Below are 21,612 nucleotides of genomic sequence, written 5' to 3' on the forward strand. Positions count from 1 at the left end.
ACCCAATTTTTAGCCAAATTGCTAACATCTTAGCCCAAAAACAAGACTGGGTTATTTTGTCATAGTCTAAACTCCAGTTCCTTCTTTGGTGATGTAATTGTCTGGATCTTGATAGTAATCACAGTCCTGACAAGGGCAGTAAAGGGAAAATACCGGATGAGACTGTTCGGGGTGATAAGCAGGTGTTGACATTAATTCAAAACTTGGAAGTAATCGACATGGTAGTTATTTTGATCTACTATAATCCCTAAACCCCCCGATGCCAACTTACCTCCACTCGTTTGTAGGGACTACCTGAAGTTGATCATTACCACTTCCACCTTCTAACCAATCCGTACCCTGATCGCCATACAGGGTATCATTACCCATGCCACCAAAGATTTTGTCAAATCCAAGACCGCCCGACAAAACGTCATTACCTTTTGTCCCAAACCGCAAATCATCGTTACTCGTTGCGCGATCGCTTAGTTGCGTTATTTCAAATGGGCTAAATCGTCGTTGTTCTGCAATGCCAAATTCTTGAATATGGTTATACAGTTGACGATTAGTAAAGGACGCTAAATCTGGATTAGCTTGTCTGTAATAAACTAGGTAGAGAAAGGGGCTGAAAGAACGCCCTTCATCAATTCCATGTGTTTCAAAATGCCATCTTAGTTGTGCTTCTGTAACTAAACCTGCCTTAGCTAAATCAGGATTATACCGAGCATAATATTGAGCATCAAACAAATCAAAATTAGACATTCTTTTCCTCAATTAAAATTAAATGGTGTTGAAAAGAAAAACTATAGTTTAACGAACAAAATTCTTTGCAAAGAACAAATTTTAAGAAAAATTACCCATTAATATACATAAATTGTGTAGTAGTTAATTGTTCTAATCCTGCTCCAGTAGCGATTTTTAATGAAGTTGAACCACTCTCTATGCCATCAAAATCAACAAACAAAGCTCCATCTTTAACTAACAATCTTTGATCGCTATTATTAAATACACCTTTCGCTAATCGTGCGGGATCTAAGCCATTCCCCGTAAACCATCGTTCAAGAAAAGGAATTTGTTGACCATCGTAACCAAAATATCTAGAAATACCTAAAACATCTTTGCTCTCTAAATCAACAATTCTTTGTACTCCACCAATAGACAACTGAATGGTATCACTACCAAAACCACCAATAAGAAAATTTAGTCCACTACCACCGCTAAGAAAATCATTTCCCGTACCTCCAAGTAGTGTGTCATTTCCCACACCACCGACTAAATAATCACTTCCATCTCCACCAATTAATAAATCTTGTCCTTTATCTCCATCCATTCGATCATCACCAGTACCAGCAACCATTCGATCATTACCTAGTCCACCGAATAGAAGATCGTATCCCGTTCCTCCAATTAGAGTATCATTGCCGTTTTCTCCAGCGAGTTGATCGTTATCTTCTCCTCCTATCAAACTATCGTTACCATTACCACCAAACAAAGCATCATAGCCTTTGCGACCGTCCAAAGTATCGTTACCGTCATTACCGTATAGTAGATCGTCACCTGAAGTTCCAATCAAACTATCATTAAAGCTATCTTGTACTGAATTAAAATTAGATAAACTGAAATTATTCATCTGAACCTAAGAAATCAACAACTACATTAAACAAATCTGTGGGAATACAGAAAGGATTATTCAATAAGTAGTTAAAAGTTAAAGCTTTTTTTTCCTTAACTTTTAACCGCTTTTTTTGAGCAAGCAACTTGACTATATTAACGGCTAGAGTCTAATTAAATTAGTAAGTTGGTTGAATTGCTTCTAGTACATCTATAAGATTTAGACCCGTACTTAAATTAGCAAAGACCTGCCCCTCAAAAGATAAATTTCCTGTAGATGCACTATAGTTGAATTGATTAAGAGAATCGGCTAGTCCACGAGCAAAAAATTTAATTCGATCTCCTTCAGAAAACGAAAAATCTCTGATCTGATCAACGCCAGCATTTTGAGATAGAAAAAAGTAGAAGACATCGGCTCCACCACCACCAATTAAAGTATCATTTCCACTACCACCATTAAGGGTATCACTGCCACTACCACCAATTAAATAGTCTTTATCAGTACCGCCTGTTAAATAGTCATTGCCCGTTCCACCGATTAAAGTATCATTTCCTATATCGCCGACTAAAACATCACTTCCACCACCACCATTCAAGGAATCATTACCAGTTCCACCATTGATAAAATTATTAAATTGGCTTCCATAAACTGTATCATTACCGCCTAAAGCATAATAGCCAACATCGCCATTTAGCTGCATAAAATCAGCTTGTCCAGTTCCGATTAATCTAATATCAATTGGTTCCATTTTAGCTTCTCCTTTTTAATTTTTAATGACTATTTTTAACTTAATACTATCAAAGGAAAAGAAAAATAAAAATCTCTCCTTTTCGTTTCTTAAAAATATAGAAACGTAGAAGACTTATTATGTAAAGGTTCTTCAATAGTGTCGTTTCTGAAAAAATTTTATATTTTCCAAGTAGACATTATTTTTTGTTGTTTAAGATAGTTAAACAGCTTTTGGATTGATTCTTCAGATATACGCCCTCTAAAAATTTCTCTTAACTCCTCTTCATCATAAAACCAAGTTTTACTAATTCCTGATAAGTTAGATAAATTAGCAATAGTAATACTTTTCTTACGTTGAACTAAAACTTTTAAAGCATTTTCAACTTCAGCTAATGTTTTTAATCTTTTATTAATTGCATTAACCCGACAACACATTTCTTTTGATTGTGTTTTTCTTCTCATAAAAATTTTAAAACGTCTACAAGCTTAAAAATTACTCTAACAAACAAAATTGATTTTAAATATATTGTATTTTAAAAGTAATAAATAAGCACAATTAAATTTTAAATTTAATTAATAAAACTGCAATAATTAAAAATACTTAAAAATCATATATAAAATAAAACAAATGTACTTATTGATGATCTAAGCTATCTCAATTTCCTCATATAGTAGTAGGCATTAAAAGCTTAAAACGTTTGCAGTTCAAACGTTTTAAGCTTCAGAGCAAAATTTAAAAATTCCACAATTTGTGGAAAATGCTATTCTTCTTCTATTCCAACAGCAAGACAATAGCAATACGATGATCGCTCTAGAGGAATTAGCCAATGAATTTATTGATCGCCCAGAATTTGTTAAACGAAGTAAAGAAGTTTACAATTCACTTCTTAAACCATTACGAGAATAATTTGGTTCAATTCCTATTATAAACATTCAAAAAACTGCAATCGTTTAACATTTTAAAAAAATCAACGAGCTAAGTTACACAACTCAAAACAATTATAGAACAGCAATAATCGCTTTATTTAACTATGCTTTAGACGAAGATTACATTACAGTTAATTCACTAAATAGGACATGAACGCATTGAAACAACACTAATTTACCAAAAGATCACTTCAGCTAAGGCAGAAATAGTAGCAAAAGAAGCACTGAAAAAATTGAAACACATCAAGATTTAGGTTTGATGAATTCTATTTCACGCAAGCATAATCGAAAAGTTCAGAATTGGGAGCAGCAAAGATACTATGATCTGAACTAGAAGCAGGACGAGCATAATAAGCCGTATTGCGAATCGCTTGTAAATCAGCTTCATCACGAATCGATGCTTTTTGAAATTGAGTAAGCTGATCTAGTAATTGCTCCGGTGTAACCATAGGATCGATAGAAGCTGACGATCGCTCATCTTTTCCAAGCTCACAGTAAAACTGAGCCGCACATCGCATTACAGCATTGGCGATCTCTACAGGAGTACAACCTTTATAACCTTGCAAAATTTTATACCAGACATCCTCGTTCCAGGGATCTCCATGTTGAAACTGAGTTGAAAAATATTTACGAAGATGCAGTTGAAAGACATGATATAAAGCTCCTAGATGTGGAAGATCGACAAACCAGATCCCCCCATCATCAAAACGACGCTTGATTTCAGAAGGAAGAAGTTGGATACGATTAACCGTTGCAATCATAAAAACGTGCGAAGTGCGCTCTTGCATCCAAGTTAGTAATCTCTGAGAGAGTCGCCGCGACGATCCACCTGATTCCCAACCTGTAAATCCTTTATCGAAATCATCAGCCAGTAACACACAACGATCAAGAGTATCGGCGACTTCTAAGATCCGCGCTAGAGTATAGTCAGGATTATCAGATCCTAAAACATTACCCCAACTTAAGCCCAATAGAGGATATCCTAGAGCCTTAGCCGCCAACTTTGCACTCAAAGATTTACCCGTTCCAGGCGGGCCTAATAAAATCATTCCTTTGGGGGGACGTAAACCATAGCGAACTGCACCAGGTTCATTCAATTTAGCGACTCTATTTGTTAAAAATTCCTGCAACAGATCCAAACCACCCGCTTCTAAAACATCAGGGTCGCTGATAAATTCTAACCCTAACTGGCGTAATGAACGCAATTTATAAGAAAGCATTAAACGAATTAAATCAGGAAAATCTGGAGCTAACGCTCCATTTGTATTCAAAGCAAGCTGAATTTCTCCCCTTGGCAATCCACAACAAATATTAACTAAACGCTGCTGATTAATTTCATCGGCTAAACCCATTCGGGCTTTAGCCAGATAAGACATCACCAAAGACTTAACTTGGCTAACATCGGGCAAACTCAACTCTAGAATCGGAATTTCAGCACTGATGCGTTGACTAAAAGAAAAATAACTCGATAAAAGAATGATAAAAACATGATCTTGCAAAGATATTAAATCAAGTAAATTTTGTAAAACAGCCTCACGATAGCCTTGCTCAACTGGATCTAAATCTTTAAAATTAGCAAAATCATCAATTAAATATAAGCCATTTGAAAATTGCTCTCTAGAAGCAGGGTCGAAAACTTGTCCTGTTGGAACAAAGCGATAAAAAGATTCTTCACAATACAACTGCTGAATATGCTTATAACCTTTATTGTAATAGTAACAGGAAGTTTGAAAAAGTTGAGCTTGTTGCCAGAAAGAGCGAAACACAAAAGATCGATCCACATTTAAACAAGATAATCCAATAATTTTGATCCCCTGTTTAGTTAAGGATCTCCACTGTTGTAAAAGCCTCTCCATAAATGAAATTAAATATAAATTGATTTAAGAATAAAAAGAATAAAGAAGAAAAACATCCCCCAATTAGGGGATAACCTAAAACGTAACGATAACCCCTTTAAAGGGGTTTCGCTCTATCGAGCGTTTGAAATTGAAAATTTATTTTTAAAGTACATTCATCATGGATGCTAAACAAACCGCCGTTGCTTTTAAAGAATTTCTGAACAAGAAATACGGAATTGCCCTAACATCAAAAGAACGACAAGAATTTGAAGCAGTCTACTATCAAGCCAGAAACGATTTAGGAAGACTGGTAGCGGCTGGACTTAAAGCAGCACGCCGAGACACCAGTGATCATTGGAAAACTTGGAATCAAGTCTTTGAGGGAACTTTCGGCTCAATCGAACAACCCAAAGTAAATGCACAATTTCTAGCTGAATTAACCAGTGAACTTGTTGCCACGATCAATTCAGAAGATCCAATACATCACATGATGCAATTGAATTATGAAGATCTAAAAATCAGAAATCTTCAATCAACCTTTCAAGCATCAAAGAGAAACGATCCTGGTGCAAGTTTTAGCTTAGAAGAATCTCTAATTGACATAGTACCAGTACCCCAGACCCAAACCTCACAAGTAACAGCCGAAGATTTAGCAGCTAGTCTAATCGCGGCTTAATCTCAATACCCCTACTGCTTACCCCTGTAGGGGTATTTTATTTCCCTACCACCCACCCTTAAAAATGTTAAATTTACCAATCTCTAACACAACCAAACCCATAGAAGAATTAAGCCTCGATAACGCTAATGGAATCTATATTCCTGATGCTCTAGAACCATTGCAAGTCGAAAGAATTATTCAGTCTAGCCTTTTAGCTTTGACTCCACATATTGAAGGGCATCAAATCAAGCACTATGGGTGGTACGAAAATCATCCCTTAAATAGTCCCAGTCCACTTAAATTAAAAGCGAATCCAATTCCAATCTGGCTAGAATGCGTGGGAGGGCGACTAAACGAATGGATGAAAATTAATCAAATTGTTCTCCATTATTGCAAAGACTTGTCTAGTACAGACCATAAATCATTGCTATACCCGCTTCCTTGGGATTGGCACTTTGATAGTCGCACTAACTACGGCGAAAGAATTGCAATCATCGCCCTTTCCCCAACAAGGATTGAATGCAAGCGAAGCCAAACTTTCGACTGGACACTCAATACAGGCGAAGGACTAATCCTACAACATAAGTTTCGTTACCAGGGATTGCACCGAATTCTGGGTCATCACTTCATCGTTAGCCGACAAGTTAGGATAAGCGATCAAAACTGAATGGTATAGCCATAATTAACTACTTTGAGCCGACTGCATAGATAAAAACAAAACGGCACATTAAATTGTCACTGACCCACCGTTAAATGCTGTGCATTTTAACGGGAGCTTATTCTAGGCGCGTAAAGTGACCAGTTCACCTAAATTTTAGGTAAACGTTATCTAGTTCATGACACCTTTAAGTACGTGCCAGCTTAGAGCAACTGTCGTCTAATTTTAAACATCTCTAAACGGGTTAAGGAAGTGAGTTAGACCGAACAAGACTAGATAACTTAGAACGAGGCAAACATTACCCCTAACGGGAGATTATAATGTCAAATTTTGTTTTTGTTTTAGACACAACCAAAAAGCCACTAAATCCTGTTCACCCAGGACAGGCAAGACGGTTGTTAAAGCTTTCCTTAGCGGCTGTATTTAAACGCTTTCCATTCACCATTATTTTAAAAGAGGAAGTAACAGAAACACCGAAAAAGATTACTCTTAAATTAGACCCAGGTTCTAGATTTACAGGGATTGCTCTAGTTCAAGATAATCAAGTAATTTGGGGAGCCGAACTACAACATCGTGGTCAGCAAATTAAAGATAACTTAACTTCAAGACGGCAATTAAGGAGAGGAAGACGAGGACGAAAAACTCGTTATCGTAAAGCTCGATTTCTCAACCGTAAACGTCCTCCAGGTTGGTTAGCTCCAAGCCTTCAACATCGGGTTGATACTACTCTCACTTGGGTTAAAAGATTAATGAGGTATTGTCCAATTAATTCTTTAGCCGTTGAATTGGTTAAATTTGACTTACAAAAGCAGGAAAATCCAGAGATATCAGGAGTTGAATACCAGCATGGAACCCTTATGGGCTGCGAAATTCGAGAGTATTTATTGGCTAAGTTCAACCGAACTTGTAAATATTGTGGAGCAGTAGACCAACCTCTAGAAATTGACCATATTTACCCAAAATCAAAGGGTGGAAGCGACAGAATAAGTAATCTTACGCTAAGTTGCCATTTATGCAATCAGAAGAAGGGTACTCAAGATATTAAAGTATTTCTAACTGGAAAATCTGATTTAGTTAATCACATCCTCAAACAAGCAAAAACTCCACTAAAAGATGCGGCTGCGGTTAACTCTACTCGTTGGAAACTGTTTAATTCTCTTAAAGAATTAGGCTTGCCAATAGAAACAGGTAGCGGCGGATTGACTAAATTTAATCGTAAACGGCTAAACGTTCCTAAAACTCATTTTTCTGATGCGGCTTGTGTCGGTCAAGTCTCCGATAATCTGTCTTTTAAAACTTTACAACCTTTGCTAATCAAAGCAACAGGACACGGATGCAGGCAACGGTGTCGGACTGACAAGTTCGGTTTTCCTCAAAGCCATGCTCTAAAAGCGAAATTCTTTGAGGGATTTCAAACAGGAGATTTGGTATCAGCATCAATTCCATCAGGTAAATTTGTAGGACAATATGTAGGAAGGATCGCTATTAGATTCCGCCCTAGTTTTGTCCTGCAACTACCTAATCAAAAGTTTAATGTTCATCCAAAATACTTAACTCATATTCATCGAAATGACGGTTATAATTATGCTTTTAAATAAAGATTTGCTTCGCTCAGTTGATGTATACCTCTCCATTCCACTCACCGTTAAGCTTTGCTATAACGGGAGTCCCCAGGAGTTATAAAGATGGCTGCTCCTCAGTCAGCTTCTTCAGAATACCAAATCATGTGTTTATTATTTGGTATTCTCCCATTGCTTAAAAAAATTGTCATCAACCTTATCTCAAGAATTTAGAATAATCATAAATCAATAAAATGAATTACTCAAACCATATCACACAAAAATCCTTAGAAAAGATGACTCCTCAACATTGGCGTAAAGAAGTAAAAACCTTTCCCTGGAATGAATATCAAAGGTATATCCTAGAATGGATACAATCAAGTAATCGTCACGGCAGCATTGAAGCTGTTGCAGGATCGGGAAAAACCACATTGATTGAAGGAACAGTTGCAACCTTACCTAGTAAAAGTCGGATCAAAATTGTTGCTTTTAATGTTCATATTGTAGAACGACTAAAAACAAAAGGGAGAATCCCTATTTCAAGAGTTAGCGTCTCAACCTCTCACAGCCTAGCATTTTCTTTGTTGATAGCGATGATGAGAGGGCAAGCTAAATTAGATGAAAATAAACCAACACAAATTCTCAAACAGACCATCAGTAAATACCAGAGCCATCCCGAAAAATACTCTTTTGAAGACACTCCTTTAGGCAAATTAGAACTAAAACTCTTTCGGAACCTCATTAAAAAGATTGCTTCTTTCTGCCAAAAAACGCTAACCGATCCTGAAAATACTGAAGAATGTCAAAAACTTTGTTTACATTATAATTTGAATTATCAATTTCCAACTCAAAAATATGACTTTATACAACAAACCTTAATAGAGCAAAGAATTACCCAATGGGCTATTCGATGTGTAACTTATTACTTAAAAGTAAGTGAAAAAATAGCATCAGAAACAGGACAGCTTAGTTTTGACGACCTACATTGGTTATGCCATAAATGGCAATTGATTCCACCTAAATACGACTATTGTTTAGTCGATGAAGCCCAAGACTTAAATGCCTCGCAAATCGCCTTAATTAAATCTTTAGCTAATCAAGGTGCTAGACTTTTATTTTTTGGCGATCGCTTTCAGGCAATTATGGGTTTTCAAGGAAGTGATAGCAACTCCTGGATTAAAATTAGTCAAGAATTTAACACAGAAAATTTACCACTCAGCATTTGCCATCGCTGCGACCATTCAATTATCAAACTAGCCCGAAACCTTGTCCCCTATCTGCAAGGCGACCCCCTAAAAGAACAAGGATGCGTTAAATATATTGCACATCAAGGCGTACTCGATCAGATTCAAGATGGGGATTTAATCCTCAGTCGATTTAATGCTCCGTTAATTCGTTGGTGTCTAGCTGCCCTTCAAAAAAACTTATCGGCTAAAATCAGAGGCCGAAATATTGGGAAATATCTTATTGAAATTGCCAAACAATATCTCATGGATGAGTTAGATTGGCCAACTCAATGGCTGGATAACTTAAATTCTCATTACCAGAAACTAATTGAAACTGCCAATAAAAATGAAGATAGTTTACTTGCTGCTCAGTATGAAGATGAGCAGAAATGTTTATTATACTGTTACTCTGAATTTAAAAGTCCTGATTTTGATACGTTCTGTCAACAGCTACTAAACTTATTTGATGATGAAAACCGACCCTCACTTTTATTATCAACTATTCATCGAGCCAAAGGAGATGAAGCTAAAAGAGTTTTTCTTCTAAATCCAGAGGCTTTACCCTACTTTAATAAAAATAAAAAAACTTGGGAAGATGAGCAAGAAATCAATCTACTTTATGTTGCCCTTTCTAGAGCAATGAATGAACTTTATCTAGTTAATACTCCAAGAAATGCGAATCCTAAAGAACCAGGAGAAATCAAAGAACTAGATAAGTCAATTGAAGAAGTATTTACTTTAGATTTAATAGAACATTCTTCTAAAATTAGAAAACAATTACTCGATGAAATTGTACTTCAGTACGAGCAAGGAATAAAAGAAGCCCAAGATGAAAAGGAAAAAGAACAAATTCAGCAATTATATCTGATCAAATGCAGTCTTCTTGAAACTCAAATTCTTTAAATTACTGCTGTTAGTGTTTGTCGTTGAGAGGCTTTATCCGCTAAACTTTGCTCAATGGCATCCAACATCGCAATTTCAACTGAACTTAAATTAACACGAGAAGATTTACCGAGTTCATTTAAAAAAGCTTTAACACTCACATCTTGTTCCTCAAGTTTTAAAAAAAGCTGATAAAGACGATCGCAGTGTTTCTTGAATGATTTCTGATCAAGAACAATAACAGAATCTAAATCCTCGATTTTAGAAAGATACTGACCGCACCAAGTTTGCACCGTAACCGTAAAATTATTAATTGAGCAGACATAACCCCAACAATGTGTAAACTGTGAATGCTCAGAACGCTTGATCGAAACAATTGAACCCACTGGGAAAGGACAGGAAACCTGATTACGACTAATTAATTTCTGCTCCAAACGCTCTTTAAAAAGAGAAAAAGAAACTTCCCGAATCACCTTATTAGAAGGACGATCGGTTATTTCTAGTGCTTTATTCCAAATTTGCACTAAATTATCCTCTCTTTTGGCTAATTCACGACACTGTGCCTCATTTTTGGGTAACAGAGTTACTTTACTCTCTCTAAGCTTGGTCATCACATGATAAGCATCGATAAACTGATAAACCCGCGAACTTGATAATTTAAAAACGCGCTGGTAATAAGACGAAAATTGTGGATCAGGGAAATACAGTTTCTCGTCTCTAATAGTCGCCAGATTTTTACCGATCCTCTCAAAATTGGCAATTTCAACTTCAGGCACGACCAGTAGATCCACAGAAAGCTCCTGTTCGATTTGCTTTTTCCGCTTTTTCTGAATAGCCGTAAGCTTGCTCACATCGTGTTCATTCCATAATATATATATATATGTTATGGAAAAAAGAACGAAAAAACAAGTATTATAGAATAGAACATTTAACTTTAAGCAAATGACAAAACGTGGAACTCATATCAATTCACTAAAGAACCTACAGATGCGACACTCTGCTGAACCCAAAGCACTCCATAGTGTAACTGTCACACCAACAGCTTGGGAAGCTTTAAGAGAGATTGCCGCCGATCAAGGTGTAAGCATCTCAGGACTTTTAGAAAAGATCGGTTCCCGAAAAATTAAAATCACAGAAGAAAACTAAATAATAAGGGAGGAAACTATTTCCTCCTTTATACCTATACATTAAAAAGCTATTTGCCCAAACTCGCCTTTTTAAAGAAAATCATTATTTAATGATTTGGTGACAGTTTTTTAAGCAAAGTAACACATTACGCAATTATTTTTAGAAGACTTAAATACTTTAGGTCAGATAATCATGGAGAACTATGAACTAAATTACAAAATTTCATGGATTGTTAGCTTAACGGGAGAAAAAATCCGTAAATATACCATGTGCGATATATCACCTGTTAGCGTAATCTAGAATTAAGTCTGCAATTGTTCCCTAACTCTTAAATCTGTGTCTCAATCCCCCAATCTCGCTTTATTAGTCCGTGAAACTCGTTCAAGGATGGGCTTAACTCAAATCCAGTTTGCTCAACAGTTGGGAGTATCTTTTCAAACGGTCAATCGTTGGGAAAACGGGAAAACCCAACCTTTACCGATGGCTCTGAGGTTGATTGAACAACAGTTACAGCAGTTGGGAACTCAGGGAATAGATTTATTAGAGCAGTATTTTTCGCCATGATAGGAAGTTATTAAATGCCTCGCTCCAAAGCCGAAACCACGAAAACCAATAGTAGCAATGCAAGACTAGGATTTGAAGAGATATTATGGAAAGCGGCTGATGAACAACGAGGACATATGGATGCTGCCGAATACAAGCACGTTGTTCTGGGGTTAATTTTTCTCAAATACATCTCTGACGCTTTTGAAGAAATTTACGACAAACTCTCACTAGATGAATACGCAGACCCCGAAGATAGAGATGAGTATCTAGCAGAAAATATCTTCTGGGTTCCACTTGAGGCAAGATGGACTTATTTACAAAGTAATGCCAAAAAACCTGAAATCGGTAAATTAGTCGATGATGGGATGGCAGCGATTGAGAAAGAAAATCCTTCTTTAAAAGGTGTTTTACCCAAAGATTATGGTCGTCCAGACCTCGATAAAACTCTTCTGGGACGGTTAATCGACTTAATTGGTACGATTGGTTTAGGAACTGCTGCCAGTCGCTCTAAAGACATTCTAGGGAGAGTTTATGAGTATTTTTTAGGTCAATTTGCCAGTGCTGAAGGGAAAAAAGGTGGTCAGTTTTACACACCGACTTGCGTCGTCAAAGTATTAGTCGAGATGTTAGAACCCTACAAAGGGAGAATTTATGATCCTTGCTGTGGCAGTGGGGGAATGTTTGTTCAATCCGAAAAGTTCGTCGAAGCACATGGGGGAAGAATTGGCGATATTTCTATCTATGGGCAAGAATCAAACCCGACGACCTGGAAACTATGTAAGATGAACCTAGCGATTAGAGGAATCGATTGTAATCTGGGGTCAAATCCTGCCGATAGTTTCCGCCATGATTTACACAAAGACTTAAAAGCCGATTTTATTATTGCTAATCCTCCCTTTAATATGAGTGCATGGGGTGGCGACGGACTAGCTGAAGATAGTCGCTGGCAGTATGGAACACCACCTGCGGGAAATGCGAACTATGCTTGGATACAGCACATGATTAGTCATCTTAATCCCAATGGTTATGCAGGGTTTGTTCTAGCGAATGGTTCGATGAGTTCTAGCCAATCAGGAGAAGGAGAAATTAGAAAAGCGATAGTCGATGCGGATTTAGTGGATTGTATGGTGGCATTACCAGGACAGTTATTCTACAATACCCAGATTCCTGCTTGTCTGTGGTTTTTGACTAGAAATAAAAATAATGGTAAGTTTCGCAAGCGTACAGGAGAAACATTATTTATCGATGCGCGGAAGATGGGAGTGTTGATAGATAGGGTGCATCGAGAGTTAACCGAAGCAGAAATTACCCGTATTGCCGAAACCTATCATAATTGGCGCGGGTGTGGGAAGGGTGAATATGAAGATGTGGCAGGATTTTGTAAGAGTGCGACTTGGGATGAAATAAAAGGACATGGGTATGTATTGACTCCTGGGCGATATGTTGGGGCAGAAGCAACAGAAGATGATGACGAACCGTTTGAGGAAAAAATAGAACGGTTAACGAAGTTGTTAGGAGAACAGTTTAGCGAAAGTTCTAAACTAGAAGCAGAAATTAGAAAAAATCTAAGAGGATTGGGCTATGACATTTAAAGATTTATTGTTAGAAAAGCGAGAAGAAATCCTTCAGATAGCAGCCAAACATGGAGCCTATAATATACGAGTTTTTGGTTCGGTTGCTAGAGGAGAAGAAAATGAGGAGAGCGATATCGATTTTTTGATAGATTATGATTTGGACAAGATAACACCTTGGTTTCCAGTAGGATTAATTGAAGATTTAGAAAATTTACTGAATAAAAAAGTAGATGTAGTAACCGCAAAATCTTTACATTATTTTATCCGAGATAAAATTTTCAAAGAGGCAATTAATTTATGAAAGAAAATAGAATTTATTTAATACACATTAGAGACTGTATAGAGAGAATTAAACAGTATACAGTTGAGGGAAAAAACATTTTTTACGAAGACTTGAAAACTCAAGATGCTGTGATTAGAAATCTTGAAGTAATGAGTGAATCAGTCAGAAAACTTCCCTCCGAATGGAAAGAAGCGCATCCAGAAATTCTTTGGGAGAAAATAGTCGGCTTCAGAAATAGATTAGCTCATGAATATCTAAGTATTGATTTAGATATTGTTTGGGATGTAGTCGATAATTACTTATCCCAATTAGAAACAGCTATTGAACAAATTTCACAGGAGTTTTGGAATGGTTAAAGTTAAGAAATTAGCTAAGTTAGAAGATAAGATTCGTCGGATTTTGCAGAGGTTGAGGTATGAGTAATAATTTTTTAAAAGATTGGCAATTATTGCCTTTAGAAAAGTGTATGTCAGCAATAATTGATTATCGTGGAAAAACTCCTACTAAAACCACTTTCGGTATTCCCTTAATTACTGCAAAAATTGTTAAAAATGGTCGTATTCACGAAGTAGAAGAATATATCGCACAAGAGGATTATGAACTATGGATGCGTCGAGGAATGCCACAGTCAGGTGATGTGGTTATGACGACAGAAGCACCATTGGGAGAAATTGCACAGCTTAATGGTAAAAAAGTAGCACTTGCTCAAAGAATTATTACTCTGAGAGGAAAACCGACTCTTTTAGATAATACTTATTTAAAATTTCTAATGCAATCTGACTTTATCCAAAATCAACTTTATTCTAGAGCATCAGGGACAACAGTATTAGGCATTAAACAAAGTGAATTAAGACAAATCAATTTAATAATTCCTCCCCTTTCCGAACAAAAAGCGATCGCCCACATCCTCGGTACACTTGATGACAAAATCGAACTTAATCAACAGATGAATCAAACTCTAGAAGCGATGGCGAGGGCTATATTTAAGTCTTGGTTCGTGGATTTTGACCCCGTAAGAGCAAAGATGGAAGGGAGACAACCAGTAGGAATGGATGCTGCAACGGCTGAGTTATTCCCTGATAGTTTTGAGGAGTCAGCTTTAGGGTTAATTCCGAAGGGGTGGAAGATTGAGAAGCTCGGTAATTTAGCTAAAAATTTTTCTAAATCGTTTGATTTTCTAAAAAAAGATCAAGTTATTTTTATTAACACTGGAGATGTTTTATCTGGTAAGTTTTTACATAATAATCTAATTAGTAAAGAAGGTTTACCAGGGCAGGCGAAAAAATCTATAGATAAAAATGATATTTTATTTAATGAAATTCGTCCTGCCAATCAGAGATACGCATTTGTAGATTTTGATGCTAGAGATTATGTAGTGTCAACAAAATTTATGATCATTCGTGCTTTAGAAGACATAGAGCCAAGATTATTATATCGAATACTCATACTAAAAAATACATTAACAGAGTTTCAAATAGTTGCAGAGTCTAGATCAGGAACATTTCCTCAAATCACTTTTGAATCAATAAGTTATTTTCCAATTATTTTAACTCCTAAAGTAGTTCAAAAAGCTTTTTTAACAATGATTAAGTCATTTGAAAAACAGATATGGCAAAACGAAAATCAAAATTATGCACTGACCACCATTCGAGATACCCTACTACCGAAACTTATGTCAGGAGAGATACGGGTTAAGGAAGCTGAAAAATTACTGGAGGCTGTAGCATAAGAAGACAATAGAAAAACAGGAGATAATTAACAATGCCTAGACACTCCATACCTAAAATTGAATATTTGCGAGTTCAAAATTACCGAGCTTTAAATGACTTGGAGTTAAAAAATATTACTCCTCTAACAGTTTTTCTTGGCCCTAATGGTAGCGGAAAATCGACTATTTTTGATGTTTTTGCCTTTTTATCCGAGTGTTTTACAGTTGGATTGAGAAAAGCATGGGATAAACGAGGGAGATTTCGAGAACTCAGAACAAGAGGTGCAGATGGGCCAATTATTATAGAACTCAAATATCGTGAAAAAGCTGATTCTCCTCTTATTACTTATCATCTGTCTATTACAGAAGATTTAAAAGGGCCTTGTGTAGCTGAAGAATGGCTGCAATGGAGAAGAGGACAGCATGGAAAACCTTTTAAATTTCTTGATTTTAAAGAAGGTGAAGGACAAGCAATTACAGGGGATATGCCAGATGAAAAAGATAAAAGAGATTACGAAAAATTAGAATCACGGGAATTTATAGCGGTTAGCACTTTAGGGCAATTTGCTAAACATCCTCGTGTTAGTGCTTTACGTCGTTTTATCACAGGTTGGTATCTCTCCTATCTGACGGCTGATAATACTCGAAGTCTTCCCGAAGCAGGCGCACAGGAAAGATTATCGCCTACTGGTGATAACCTACCGAATGTTATCCAGTATTTGAAAGAACAACATCCCCCACTTTTACAAAAAATTCTTAATACTCTTTCGCGTCGTGTTCCTCGTTTAGAAAAAGTCGAGGCTTCAATTATGCAGGATGGGCGGCTTCTTTTACAAATAAAAGATGCTCCTTTTGAGCAACCTATTTTAGCTAAATTTGCTTCAGATGGCACTTTAAAAATGTTAGCCTATCTCACAGTATTATATGATCCAGATCCCCCTCAATTGGTAGGTATAGAAGAACCAGAAAATCATCTTCATCCTCGTTTATTACCCGAATTAGCCGAAGAATGTCTTGCTGCTTCCGCTAACACTCAGTTAATGGTAACCACTCATTCACCTTTTTTTGTTGATGCACTTAAGCCCGAACAAGTTTGGGTACTTTATCGAGATGAAAACGGTTTTACACAAGCTAGAAAAACCTCTGAAATGCGAGGTATACAAGATTTTATCAATCAGGGAGCATTATTAGGACAGTTATGGATGGAGGATTATTTTGATGTTGGCAATCCTCTAAAAAATTCTGGAATGCCTAAGAAAAATTAAGTTTTTTATTTAAGTGTAAAGGAGGTTGATTAAATTTGCATATCGAGTTTCTGGTTGAAGAATTCTCTACTCAAGAATTTTTACTTCAAATTTTACCTACCATATTGAAGACTGATATTACTTATGATATTCATGCTTTTAGAGGTAAATCAGATTTACTAAAAAAATTACCTGAACGATTGAAAGGATATAAAAATTGGATTCCCGATGATTATAGAATTATAGTTCTTGTAGATAAAGATGATGAAGATTGTCAAGACCTCAAAAGTAAGCTTGAGGGAATGGCGTTAGATACAGGTTTTATAACCAAGTCTACTGCTCAAACTCATCAACCCTATCAAATCTTGAATCGAATTGCTATTGAAGAATTAGAAGCTTGGTTTTTTGGTGACATTAATGCTATTGTCTCGGCGTATCCTGGAGTTTCTCCTAATTTGGGACAAAAAGAAAAATATCGAGACTCTGATGCAATTAGGGGTGGAACTTGGGAAAACTTAGAAAAGGTACTTCAAAGAGCAGGGCATCACAAAGGAGGTTTAGAAAAAGTGAGAGCAGCTAGAGAAATCTCTCAACATATGAATCTTCAAATGAACCGTTCTAGAAGTTTTCAAGTTTTTTACGCTGGTTTATTGGAAATAATTTCATGAACACTTTCACTGAAGACATCGTAGAACAAGCTACCATCTACTGGTTAACTGAACTCGGATACACCACTCATCATGCGACGGAAATTGAAACCGAAAGACAATCTTATAGCGATGTCATCCTCACCCAACGCTTAGAAAACGCTTTACAAACCATCAACCCCTCCATTCCCCCCTCAGCCATCGAAGACGCAATCAAAAAACTCACCCGAACTGAAAGCCCCAACCTCTACGACAATAACCGACGCTTTCACAAACTCCTGACCGATGGGATAGACGTAAACTATCAAAAAGACGATCGCACGATATACGATAAAGTCTGGTTAATCGACTTCCAAAACCCCAATAACAACGACTGGTTAGCCCTCAACCAATTTACTGTTATCGAAGGAAAACAGAACCGCCGCCCCGATGTCGTCATCTTCATCAATGGATTACCCATCGCCGTTATCGAACTGAAAAACCCCACCGATGAAAACGCTACCATTAGAGGCGCATTCAACCAGCTACAAACCTATAAAGCAGAAATTCCCTGTCTCTTCCCCACAAATGAAATCTTAGTTATCTCCGATGGAACCGAAGCTAGAGTCGGAACCCTAACCGCCGACTGGGAACGATTCGCCCCTTGGCGAACCATCGACGGTGAAACCATTGCCCCCAAAGGAACCGTCGAACTCGAAACCGTCATCAAAGGCATCTTTACAAAAAACATCCTCCTCGACTTACTGCGTTACTTCATCGTTTTTGAAGTAGACGGCGACATCATTACTAAAAAAATAGCAGGTTATCATCAATACCACGCCGTTAACAAAGCTGTAGCAGCCACAATAGAAGCCACTCAACCGAACGGTGATAGAAAAGTCGGCGTTGTTTGGCATACCCAGGGAAGCGGTAAAAGTCTCACAATGGCGTTTTATGCAGGAAAAATCGTTCAGCAAAGCGAAATGGAAAATCCAACTTTAGTTATCCTCACCGATAGGAACGACTTAGACGACCAACTGTTTAATACCTTTTCTTTAGCCCGTGACTTATTGCGCCAAATACCCACCCAAGCCGAAGATAGAGAAAATCTACAAGAATTACTCCAAGTTGCCTCTGGCGGTATCGTCTTTACGACTATTCAGAAATTCGCCCCCGATACAGGCATCGAATACCCCAAACTCTCAGACCGTAGAAACATCGTCCTGATAGCCGATGAAGCCCACCGCAGCCAATACGGACTCAAAGCCAAAATCACGACAAAAGATGAAGAAGCTCGTATTACTTACGGTTACGCTAAATACCTCCGTGATGCCATCCCTAACGCCTCCTTCATCGGATTTACAGGAACACCCATCGAAGCTACTGATATTAATACCCCTGCTGTATTTGGAGACTATATCGACATCTACGACATCCAAAGAGCAGTTGAAGACGAAGCTACCGTTAGAATTTACTATGAAGGCAGACTGGCTAAACTCGAACTCGAAGCCTCAGAAAAACCCAAGATTGACCCCAATTTTGAAGAAGTCACCGAAGACGAAGAGGAATTTACCAAAGAAAAACTGAAAAGCAAATGGGCAAGACTAGAAGCCCTCGTCGGTTCAGAAAAACGCATCCAACAAGTCGCCCTTGATATTGTTACCCACTTTGAAAACCGTTTAGCCAGCATCGACGGTAAAGCAATGATAGTCTGTATGAGTCGCCGTATTTGTGCCGACCTCTACAATGCTATTATTCAACTCAAACCCGAATGGCATCATGACGATGACGATAAAGGAACTCTTAAAGTCGTCATGACTGGTTCAGCCGCCGATGAAGCGAAAATGCGACCCCACATCAGAAGCAAGAGGGCCAGAAAAGACCTCGCCAAACGCTTTAAGAAACCCGAAGATGAGATGAAACTGGTGATAGTACGGGATATGTGGCTCACGGGTTTTGATGCCCCTTGCCTTCATACTCTCTACATCGATAAACCGATGCAGGGACACGGACTGATGCAAGCGATCGCCAGAGTAAACCGCGTCTTCAAAGACAAACCAGGGGGTCTAGTCGTAGACTATCTTGGTATTGCCGAACAACTCAAAGAAGCCCTCAAAGACTACACCGAAAGCGACAGAGGAGATACAGCAATTCCAACTGAAGAAGTTTTAGCCATCCTACAGGAAAAATACGAAATCGTTCAAGCCCTGTATCACGGTTTTGACTATCGGAAATTCTTTACAGGAACTCCCACCGAACGCCTCAATACTATCCCTGCTGCCCTTAACCATATCCTCGGACTCGAAAACGGCAAAGAACGCTACATCCAAGCCGTTACCGAACTTTCCCAAGCCTTCGCCCTCGTCAGCAGTACCGATGAAGCGATCGCTCTCCGAGATGAAGTCGGTTTCTTTCAAGGCATCAAAGCGGCAATGGTCAAACACACCACTACTAACGGTAGAAGCCCTAGTGATATTGATGCAGCCGTCCGCCAAATCGTCTCGAAAGCCGTTGCGAGTGAGGAAGTCATTGACATCTTCGCCGCAGCAGGATTGAAAAACCCCAACATCGCCATTCTCTCTGATGAATTTCTCGAAGAAGTTAGAGGTCTACCTCATAAAAATCTTGTTCTAGAAGTTTTACAGAAGCTCCTCAACGACGAGATTAAGACCCGTTCCCGCAAAAATCTTATTCAGTCTCGCTCGTTCCGTGAAATGCTGGAAAATACCATCATACGTTATCAGAACCGTTCTATCGAAACCGCCCAAGTCATCCATGAGTTAATCGAACTAGCCAAGACAATACGAGAAGCCCAAAAACGAGGAGAAGATTTAGGGCTAACCGAAGATGAAATTGCTTTTTACGATGCTTTAGAGGTTAATGATAGTGCTGTTCAGATTCTAGGCGATGAAACCCTTAAAGCCATCGCCCGTGATTTAGTCAAAGCCATCCGCAGTAATTTAACAATAGATTGGACGGTAAAGGAGACAGTTAGGGCTAAATTAAGAGTGACAGTGAAACGGCTGCTGAAAAAATACGGCTATCCTCCCGATAAACAGGAGAAAGCGACGATTACCGTTTTACAGCAAGCCGAATTGTTGTGTAAGAATTGGGTAACTTAAAACAGAGAAATTAAGCTCTAGGTGTAAACATAAAATTCGGTTGAACAATTTACTAAGTTATTTTTGATACAACACTTAGAGGAAGAAAAAATGAGAAAATTATATGAAATTCGGTTGAACAATTTTGTTAAATTGTATCAGATCGAGAGTGAACTGGAATCGTTGACAGGCTAATCATTAATTAACCTGAGTTCGGGATAAGCTAAACCCCTGATTCCCTCGTTGGCTGAATCCTTGATTCTTTCGTAGAATAGAGCGCAAAACCACCTTAACCCAAACTGGCGTTAATTACTAAAATAACAGGAAGACAAAGGGATAACACTCTTAACAATTGTTTAACCGAGTTTCATATTGTTCAACCGAATTTTATATTTACAACCATTAATAAATAATCCAGCCATCCCGTTGAACTTTTAGAAAGGGAAAAGGGCCTAAAAAATAAGGAGTTGCACCACACTTAACCTTAATCCTAAAATATAAGGCAGTTTGGGCCGTATCATCACTTTGAGAAGTATCCTCAAGAGAAACTTTAAATGCTTTCCCAAAGGGATGTCGTCCCGTAGGTTCCTTGCCACCATTGACCATCTTTAAACACCCACTTCCTCCATTAACTTTTTGATACTTACCACTGATCCACTGTTTTCCTTCAAACTCGCTCCGAATGGTGCGACCAGTCCCCTCAATATCATCTAATTCAAGATAGGCACAGTTTTCATTACAAGGAACTTGAAAACCCTGTTGATAACTTCCAGTAATGGTACGATATCGCTTTGCTTCTTCAGTTCCCCAAAGCGCATCAATCCGAGCAATACCAGCAATCTCAGGAACTAAAGCTGAAGGCATTTTAGAGAACGGAACTTTTTTTAAGCCAGGAATCTGGTCAAGCTTTTGAGTCTCCCACCCTTTATAATTTTCTAGAGGAACACTAGATGCACCCGTCATACCAAATCCGTAGTTATTAGCCATTGTATACAAAGAGGTTTTATCCAGCCTTGAAAACTTCTGGATCTGGCCACCAATGATAGTTAGTCAAAGCTTGAATTTGAGGTTGCATTTGTGCAAGAACATGACAGCGTTGAGCGAGAACCACTTCCAAAGCATCAAGAGTTTCAAAGCTCTTGTTGACCAAAGGCTCATCAGCCAAAGCCCAAAGTCTCTCGGCTGGTTGTAATTCGGGAGAGTAAGGAGGTAAAGGCTCAAAAAAGATGCCTAATGGTAACTCAACTTTCTCGCTCATATGCCATCCAGCGCGGTCAAGAACCAAAAGGATAATTTTGTCTTGTCCTGCTCCTACAGCTGCGGCAAAGGATTTT

22 protein-coding genes are annotated in these 21,612 nt (G+C 37.9%); 14 read left to right on the forward strand and 8 right to left on the reverse strand.

The annotated features are described in order from the left end of the window. Positions 1–267 precede the first annotated feature (267 nt). The 4 genes from C7H19_RS23330 to C7H19_RS23345 all read right to left on the reverse strand — a co-directional run bounded on the left by C7H19_RS23330 (position 268) and on the right by C7H19_RS23345 (position 2,782). A complete protein-coding gene (locus C7H19_RS23330; protein WP_106459314.1) occupies positions 268–741 on the reverse strand; it encodes a calcium-binding protein in 474 nt (157 codons plus the stop codon). Between the two features lie 91 nt (positions 742–832). Further along, positions 833–1,609: a calcium-binding protein gene (locus C7H19_RS25410; protein ID WP_146136577.1), complete on the reverse strand. Its 777-nt coding sequence runs from the start codon at positions 1,607–1,609 to the stop codon at positions 833–835. A 160-nt stretch (positions 1,610–1,769) separates the two neighbouring features. Next, on the reverse strand, positions 1,770–2,339 hold the full coding sequence (locus C7H19_RS23340) for a calcium-binding protein (protein ID WP_106459315.1): 570 nt from the start codon (positions 2,337–2,339) through the stop codon (positions 1,770–1,772). A gap of 158 nt (positions 2,340–2,497) precedes the next feature. After that, positions 2,498–2,782 carry a hypothetical protein gene (locus C7H19_RS23345; protein ID WP_146136578.1) on the reverse strand — a complete coding sequence of 95 codons (285 nt, stop codon included), beginning with the start codon at positions 2,780–2,782 and terminating at the stop codon, positions 2,498–2,500. 289 nt (positions 2,783–3,071) lie between these two features. Between C7H19_RS23345 and C7H19_RS25980 the strand changes: the two genes are divergently transcribed. Continuing rightward, on the forward strand, positions 3,072–3,227 hold the full coding sequence (locus tag C7H19_RS25980) for a hypothetical protein (RefSeq protein WP_181280719.1): 156 nt from the start codon (positions 3,072–3,074) through the stop codon (positions 3,225–3,227). A 286-nt stretch (positions 3,228–3,513) separates the two neighbouring features. Here the strand turns inward: C7H19_RS25980 and C7H19_RS23350 are convergent, their stop codons facing one another. Further along, positions 3,514–5,013 carry an ATP-binding protein gene (locus tag C7H19_RS23350; protein WP_219907727.1) on the reverse strand — a complete coding sequence of 500 codons (1,500 nt, stop codon included), beginning with the start codon at positions 5,011–5,013 and terminating at the stop codon, positions 3,514–3,516. Positions 5,014–5,263: 250 nt separating this feature from the next. On the opposite strand from C7H19_RS23350, the gene C7H19_RS23355 reads away from it, so the two are divergent. From C7H19_RS23355 to C7H19_RS23370, 4 genes are all read left to right on the forward strand, one after another. Next, positions 5,264–5,761 (forward strand): hypothetical protein, encoded by a 498-nt coding sequence (locus C7H19_RS23355; protein WP_106459318.1) that lies wholly within the window; start codon positions 5,264–5,266, stop codon positions 5,759–5,761. A 64-nt stretch (positions 5,762–5,825) separates the two neighbouring features. After that, complete coding sequence (locus C7H19_RS23360; RefSeq protein ID WP_106459319.1) at positions 5,826–6,410, forward strand: hypothetical protein; 585 nt, start codon at positions 5,826–5,828, stop codon at positions 6,408–6,410. A 311-nt stretch (positions 6,411–6,721) separates the two neighbouring features. Then, a complete protein-coding gene (iscB, locus tag C7H19_RS23365) occupies positions 6,722–7,999 on the forward strand; it encodes an RNA-guided endonuclease IscB (RefSeq protein WP_106459320.1) in 1,278 nt (425 codons plus the stop codon). A 215-nt stretch (positions 8,000–8,214) separates the two neighbouring features. Beyond that, the gene (locus tag C7H19_RS23370; RefSeq protein WP_106459321.1) at positions 8,215–10,089 is read left to right on the forward strand and encodes a UvrD-helicase domain-containing protein; all 1,875 of its coding nucleotides are present in this window, start codon (positions 8,215–8,217) and stop codon (positions 10,087–10,089) included. Here C7H19_RS23370 and C7H19_RS23375 read toward each other — a convergent pair. Then, a complete protein-coding gene (locus C7H19_RS23375) occupies positions 10,086–10,919 on the reverse strand; it encodes a hypothetical protein (RefSeq protein WP_146136579.1) in 834 nt (277 codons plus the stop codon). The two genes, C7H19_RS23370 and C7H19_RS23375, sit on opposite strands and share 4 nt — an antisense overlap. Positions 10,920–11,055: 136 nt before the next feature. Here C7H19_RS23375 and C7H19_RS25415 point away from each other — a divergent pair, with 136 nt between their 5' ends. From C7H19_RS25415 to C7H19_RS23415, 9 genes are all read left to right on the forward strand, one after another. Continuing rightward, positions 11,056–11,214, forward strand: coding sequence for a ribbon-helix-helix domain-containing protein (locus C7H19_RS25415; RefSeq protein ID WP_181280720.1), 159 nt, complete (start codon positions 11,056–11,058; stop codon positions 11,212–11,214). A gap of 318 nt (positions 11,215–11,532) precedes the next feature. Further along, complete coding sequence (locus C7H19_RS23380; RefSeq protein WP_106459323.1) at positions 11,533–11,760, forward strand: helix-turn-helix domain-containing protein; 228 nt, start codon at positions 11,533–11,535, stop codon at positions 11,758–11,760. A gap of 14 nt (positions 11,761–11,774) precedes the next feature. Continuing rightward, a complete protein-coding gene (locus C7H19_RS23385) occupies positions 11,775–13,334 on the forward strand; it encodes a class I SAM-dependent DNA methyltransferase (RefSeq protein WP_106459324.1) in 1,560 nt (519 codons plus the stop codon). Then, a complete protein-coding gene (locus C7H19_RS23390; RefSeq protein WP_106459325.1) occupies positions 13,324–13,617 on the forward strand; it encodes a nucleotidyltransferase family protein in 294 nt (97 codons plus the stop codon). The genes C7H19_RS23385 and C7H19_RS23390 overlap by 11 nt, the downstream gene beginning before the upstream one ends. Next, entirely contained in the window at positions 13,614–13,955 is a 342-nt protein-coding gene (locus tag C7H19_RS23395) for a HepT-like ribonuclease domain-containing protein (RefSeq protein ID WP_106459326.1), read from the forward strand. Before C7H19_RS23390 ends, C7H19_RS23395 begins: the two co-directional genes overlap by 4 nt. Positions 13,956–14,014: 59 nt before the next feature. Continuing rightward, entirely contained in the window at positions 14,015–15,328 is a 1,314-nt protein-coding gene (locus tag C7H19_RS23400; protein ID WP_106459327.1) for a restriction endonuclease subunit S, read from the forward strand. A 32-nt stretch (positions 15,329–15,360) separates the two neighbouring features. Beyond that, the gene (locus C7H19_RS23405) at positions 15,361–16,572 is read left to right on the forward strand and encodes an AAA family ATPase (RefSeq protein WP_106459328.1); all 1,212 of its coding nucleotides are present in this window, start codon (positions 15,361–15,363) and stop codon (positions 16,570–16,572) included. A gap of 35 nt (positions 16,573–16,607) precedes the next feature. After that, the gene (locus C7H19_RS23410; RefSeq protein ID WP_106459329.1) at positions 16,608–17,219 is read left to right on the forward strand and encodes a DUF4276 family protein; all 612 of its coding nucleotides are present in this window, start codon (positions 16,608–16,610) and stop codon (positions 17,217–17,219) included. Continuing rightward, the gene (locus C7H19_RS23415) at positions 17,216–20,299 is read left to right on the forward strand and encodes a type I restriction endonuclease subunit R (protein ID WP_106459330.1); all 3,084 of its coding nucleotides are present in this window, start codon (positions 17,216–17,218) and stop codon (positions 20,297–20,299) included. Before C7H19_RS23410 ends, C7H19_RS23415 begins: the two co-directional genes overlap by 4 nt. 381 nt (positions 20,300–20,680) lie before the next feature. On the opposite strand, the gene C7H19_RS23420 is transcribed toward C7H19_RS23415, so the two are convergent. Both C7H19_RS23420 and C7H19_RS23425 read right to left on the reverse strand, forming a co-directional pair. Continuing rightward, positions 20,681–21,265, reverse strand: a complete 585-nt coding sequence (locus C7H19_RS23420; protein ID WP_106459331.1) for a hypothetical protein — start codon at positions 21,263–21,265, stop codon at positions 20,681–20,683. Between the two features lie 16 nt (positions 21,266–21,281). Further along, positions 21,282–21,612, reverse strand: a 331-nt coding sequence (locus tag C7H19_RS23425) for a transposase (RefSeq protein WP_181280643.1), incomplete at its 5' end; no start/stop codon positions are given.

Origin of the sequence: Aphanothece hegewaldii CCALA 016 (assembly GCF_003007785.1) — a bacterium.
Lineage (GTDB): Bacteria > Cyanobacteriota > Cyanobacteriia > Cyanobacteriales > Microcystaceae > Chroococcus > Chroococcus hegewaldii.

What these genes read in the sequence shown, in the direction of transcription:
- C7H19_RS23330 (WP_106459314.1), bottom strand. Translation starts at nt 741, where the DNA reads ATGTCTAATTTTGATTTGTTTGATGCTCAATATTATGCTCGGTATAAT.
- C7H19_RS25410 (WP_146136577.1), bottom strand. Translation starts at nt 1,609, where the DNA reads ATGAATAATTTCAGTTTATCTAATTTTAATTCAGTACAAGATAGCTTT.
- C7H19_RS23340 (WP_106459315.1), bottom strand. Translation starts at nt 2,339, where the DNA reads ATGGAACCAATTGATATTAGATTAATCGGAACTGGACAAGCTGATTTT.
- C7H19_RS23345 (WP_146136578.1), bottom strand. Translation starts at nt 2,782, where the DNA reads ATGAGAAGAAAAACACAATCAAAAGAAATGTGTTGTCGGGTTAATGCA.
- C7H19_RS23355 (WP_106459318.1), top strand. Translation starts at nt 5,264, where the DNA reads ATGGATGCTAAACAAACCGCCGTTGCTTTTAAAGAATTTCTGAACAAG.
- C7H19_RS23360 (WP_106459319.1), top strand. Translation starts at nt 5,826, where the DNA reads ATGTTAAATTTACCAATCTCTAACACAACCAAACCCATAGAAGAATTA.
- iscB (WP_106459320.1), top strand. Translation starts at nt 6,722, where the DNA reads ATGTCAAATTTTGTTTTTGTTTTAGACACAACCAAAAAGCCACTAAAT.
- C7H19_RS23370 (WP_106459321.1), top strand. Translation starts at nt 8,215, where the DNA reads ATGAATTACTCAAACCATATCACACAAAAATCCTTAGAAAAGATGACT.
- C7H19_RS25415 (WP_181280720.1), top strand. Translation starts at nt 11,056, where the DNA reads ATGCGACACTCTGCTGAACCCAAAGCACTCCATAGTGTAACTGTCACA.
- C7H19_RS23385 (WP_106459324.1), top strand. Translation starts at nt 11,775, where the DNA reads ATGCCTCGCTCCAAAGCCGAAACCACGAAAACCAATAGTAGCAATGCA.
- C7H19_RS23390 (WP_106459325.1), top strand. Translation starts at nt 13,324, where the DNA reads ATGACATTTAAAGATTTATTGTTAGAAAAGCGAGAAGAAATCCTTCAG.
- C7H19_RS23395 (WP_106459326.1), top strand. Translation starts at nt 13,614, where the DNA reads ATGAAAGAAAATAGAATTTATTTAATACACATTAGAGACTGTATAGAG.
- C7H19_RS23400 (WP_106459327.1), top strand. Translation starts at nt 14,015, where the DNA reads ATGAGTAATAATTTTTTAAAAGATTGGCAATTATTGCCTTTAGAAAAG.
- C7H19_RS23405 (WP_106459328.1), top strand. Translation starts at nt 15,361, where the DNA reads ATGCCTAGACACTCCATACCTAAAATTGAATATTTGCGAGTTCAAAAT.
- C7H19_RS23415 (WP_106459330.1), top strand. Translation starts at nt 17,216, where the DNA reads ATGAACACTTTCACTGAAGACATCGTAGAACAAGCTACCATCTACTGG.
- C7H19_RS23420 (WP_106459331.1), bottom strand. Translation starts at nt 21,265, where the DNA reads ATGGCTAATAACTACGGATTTGGTATGACGGGTGCATCTAGTGTTCCT.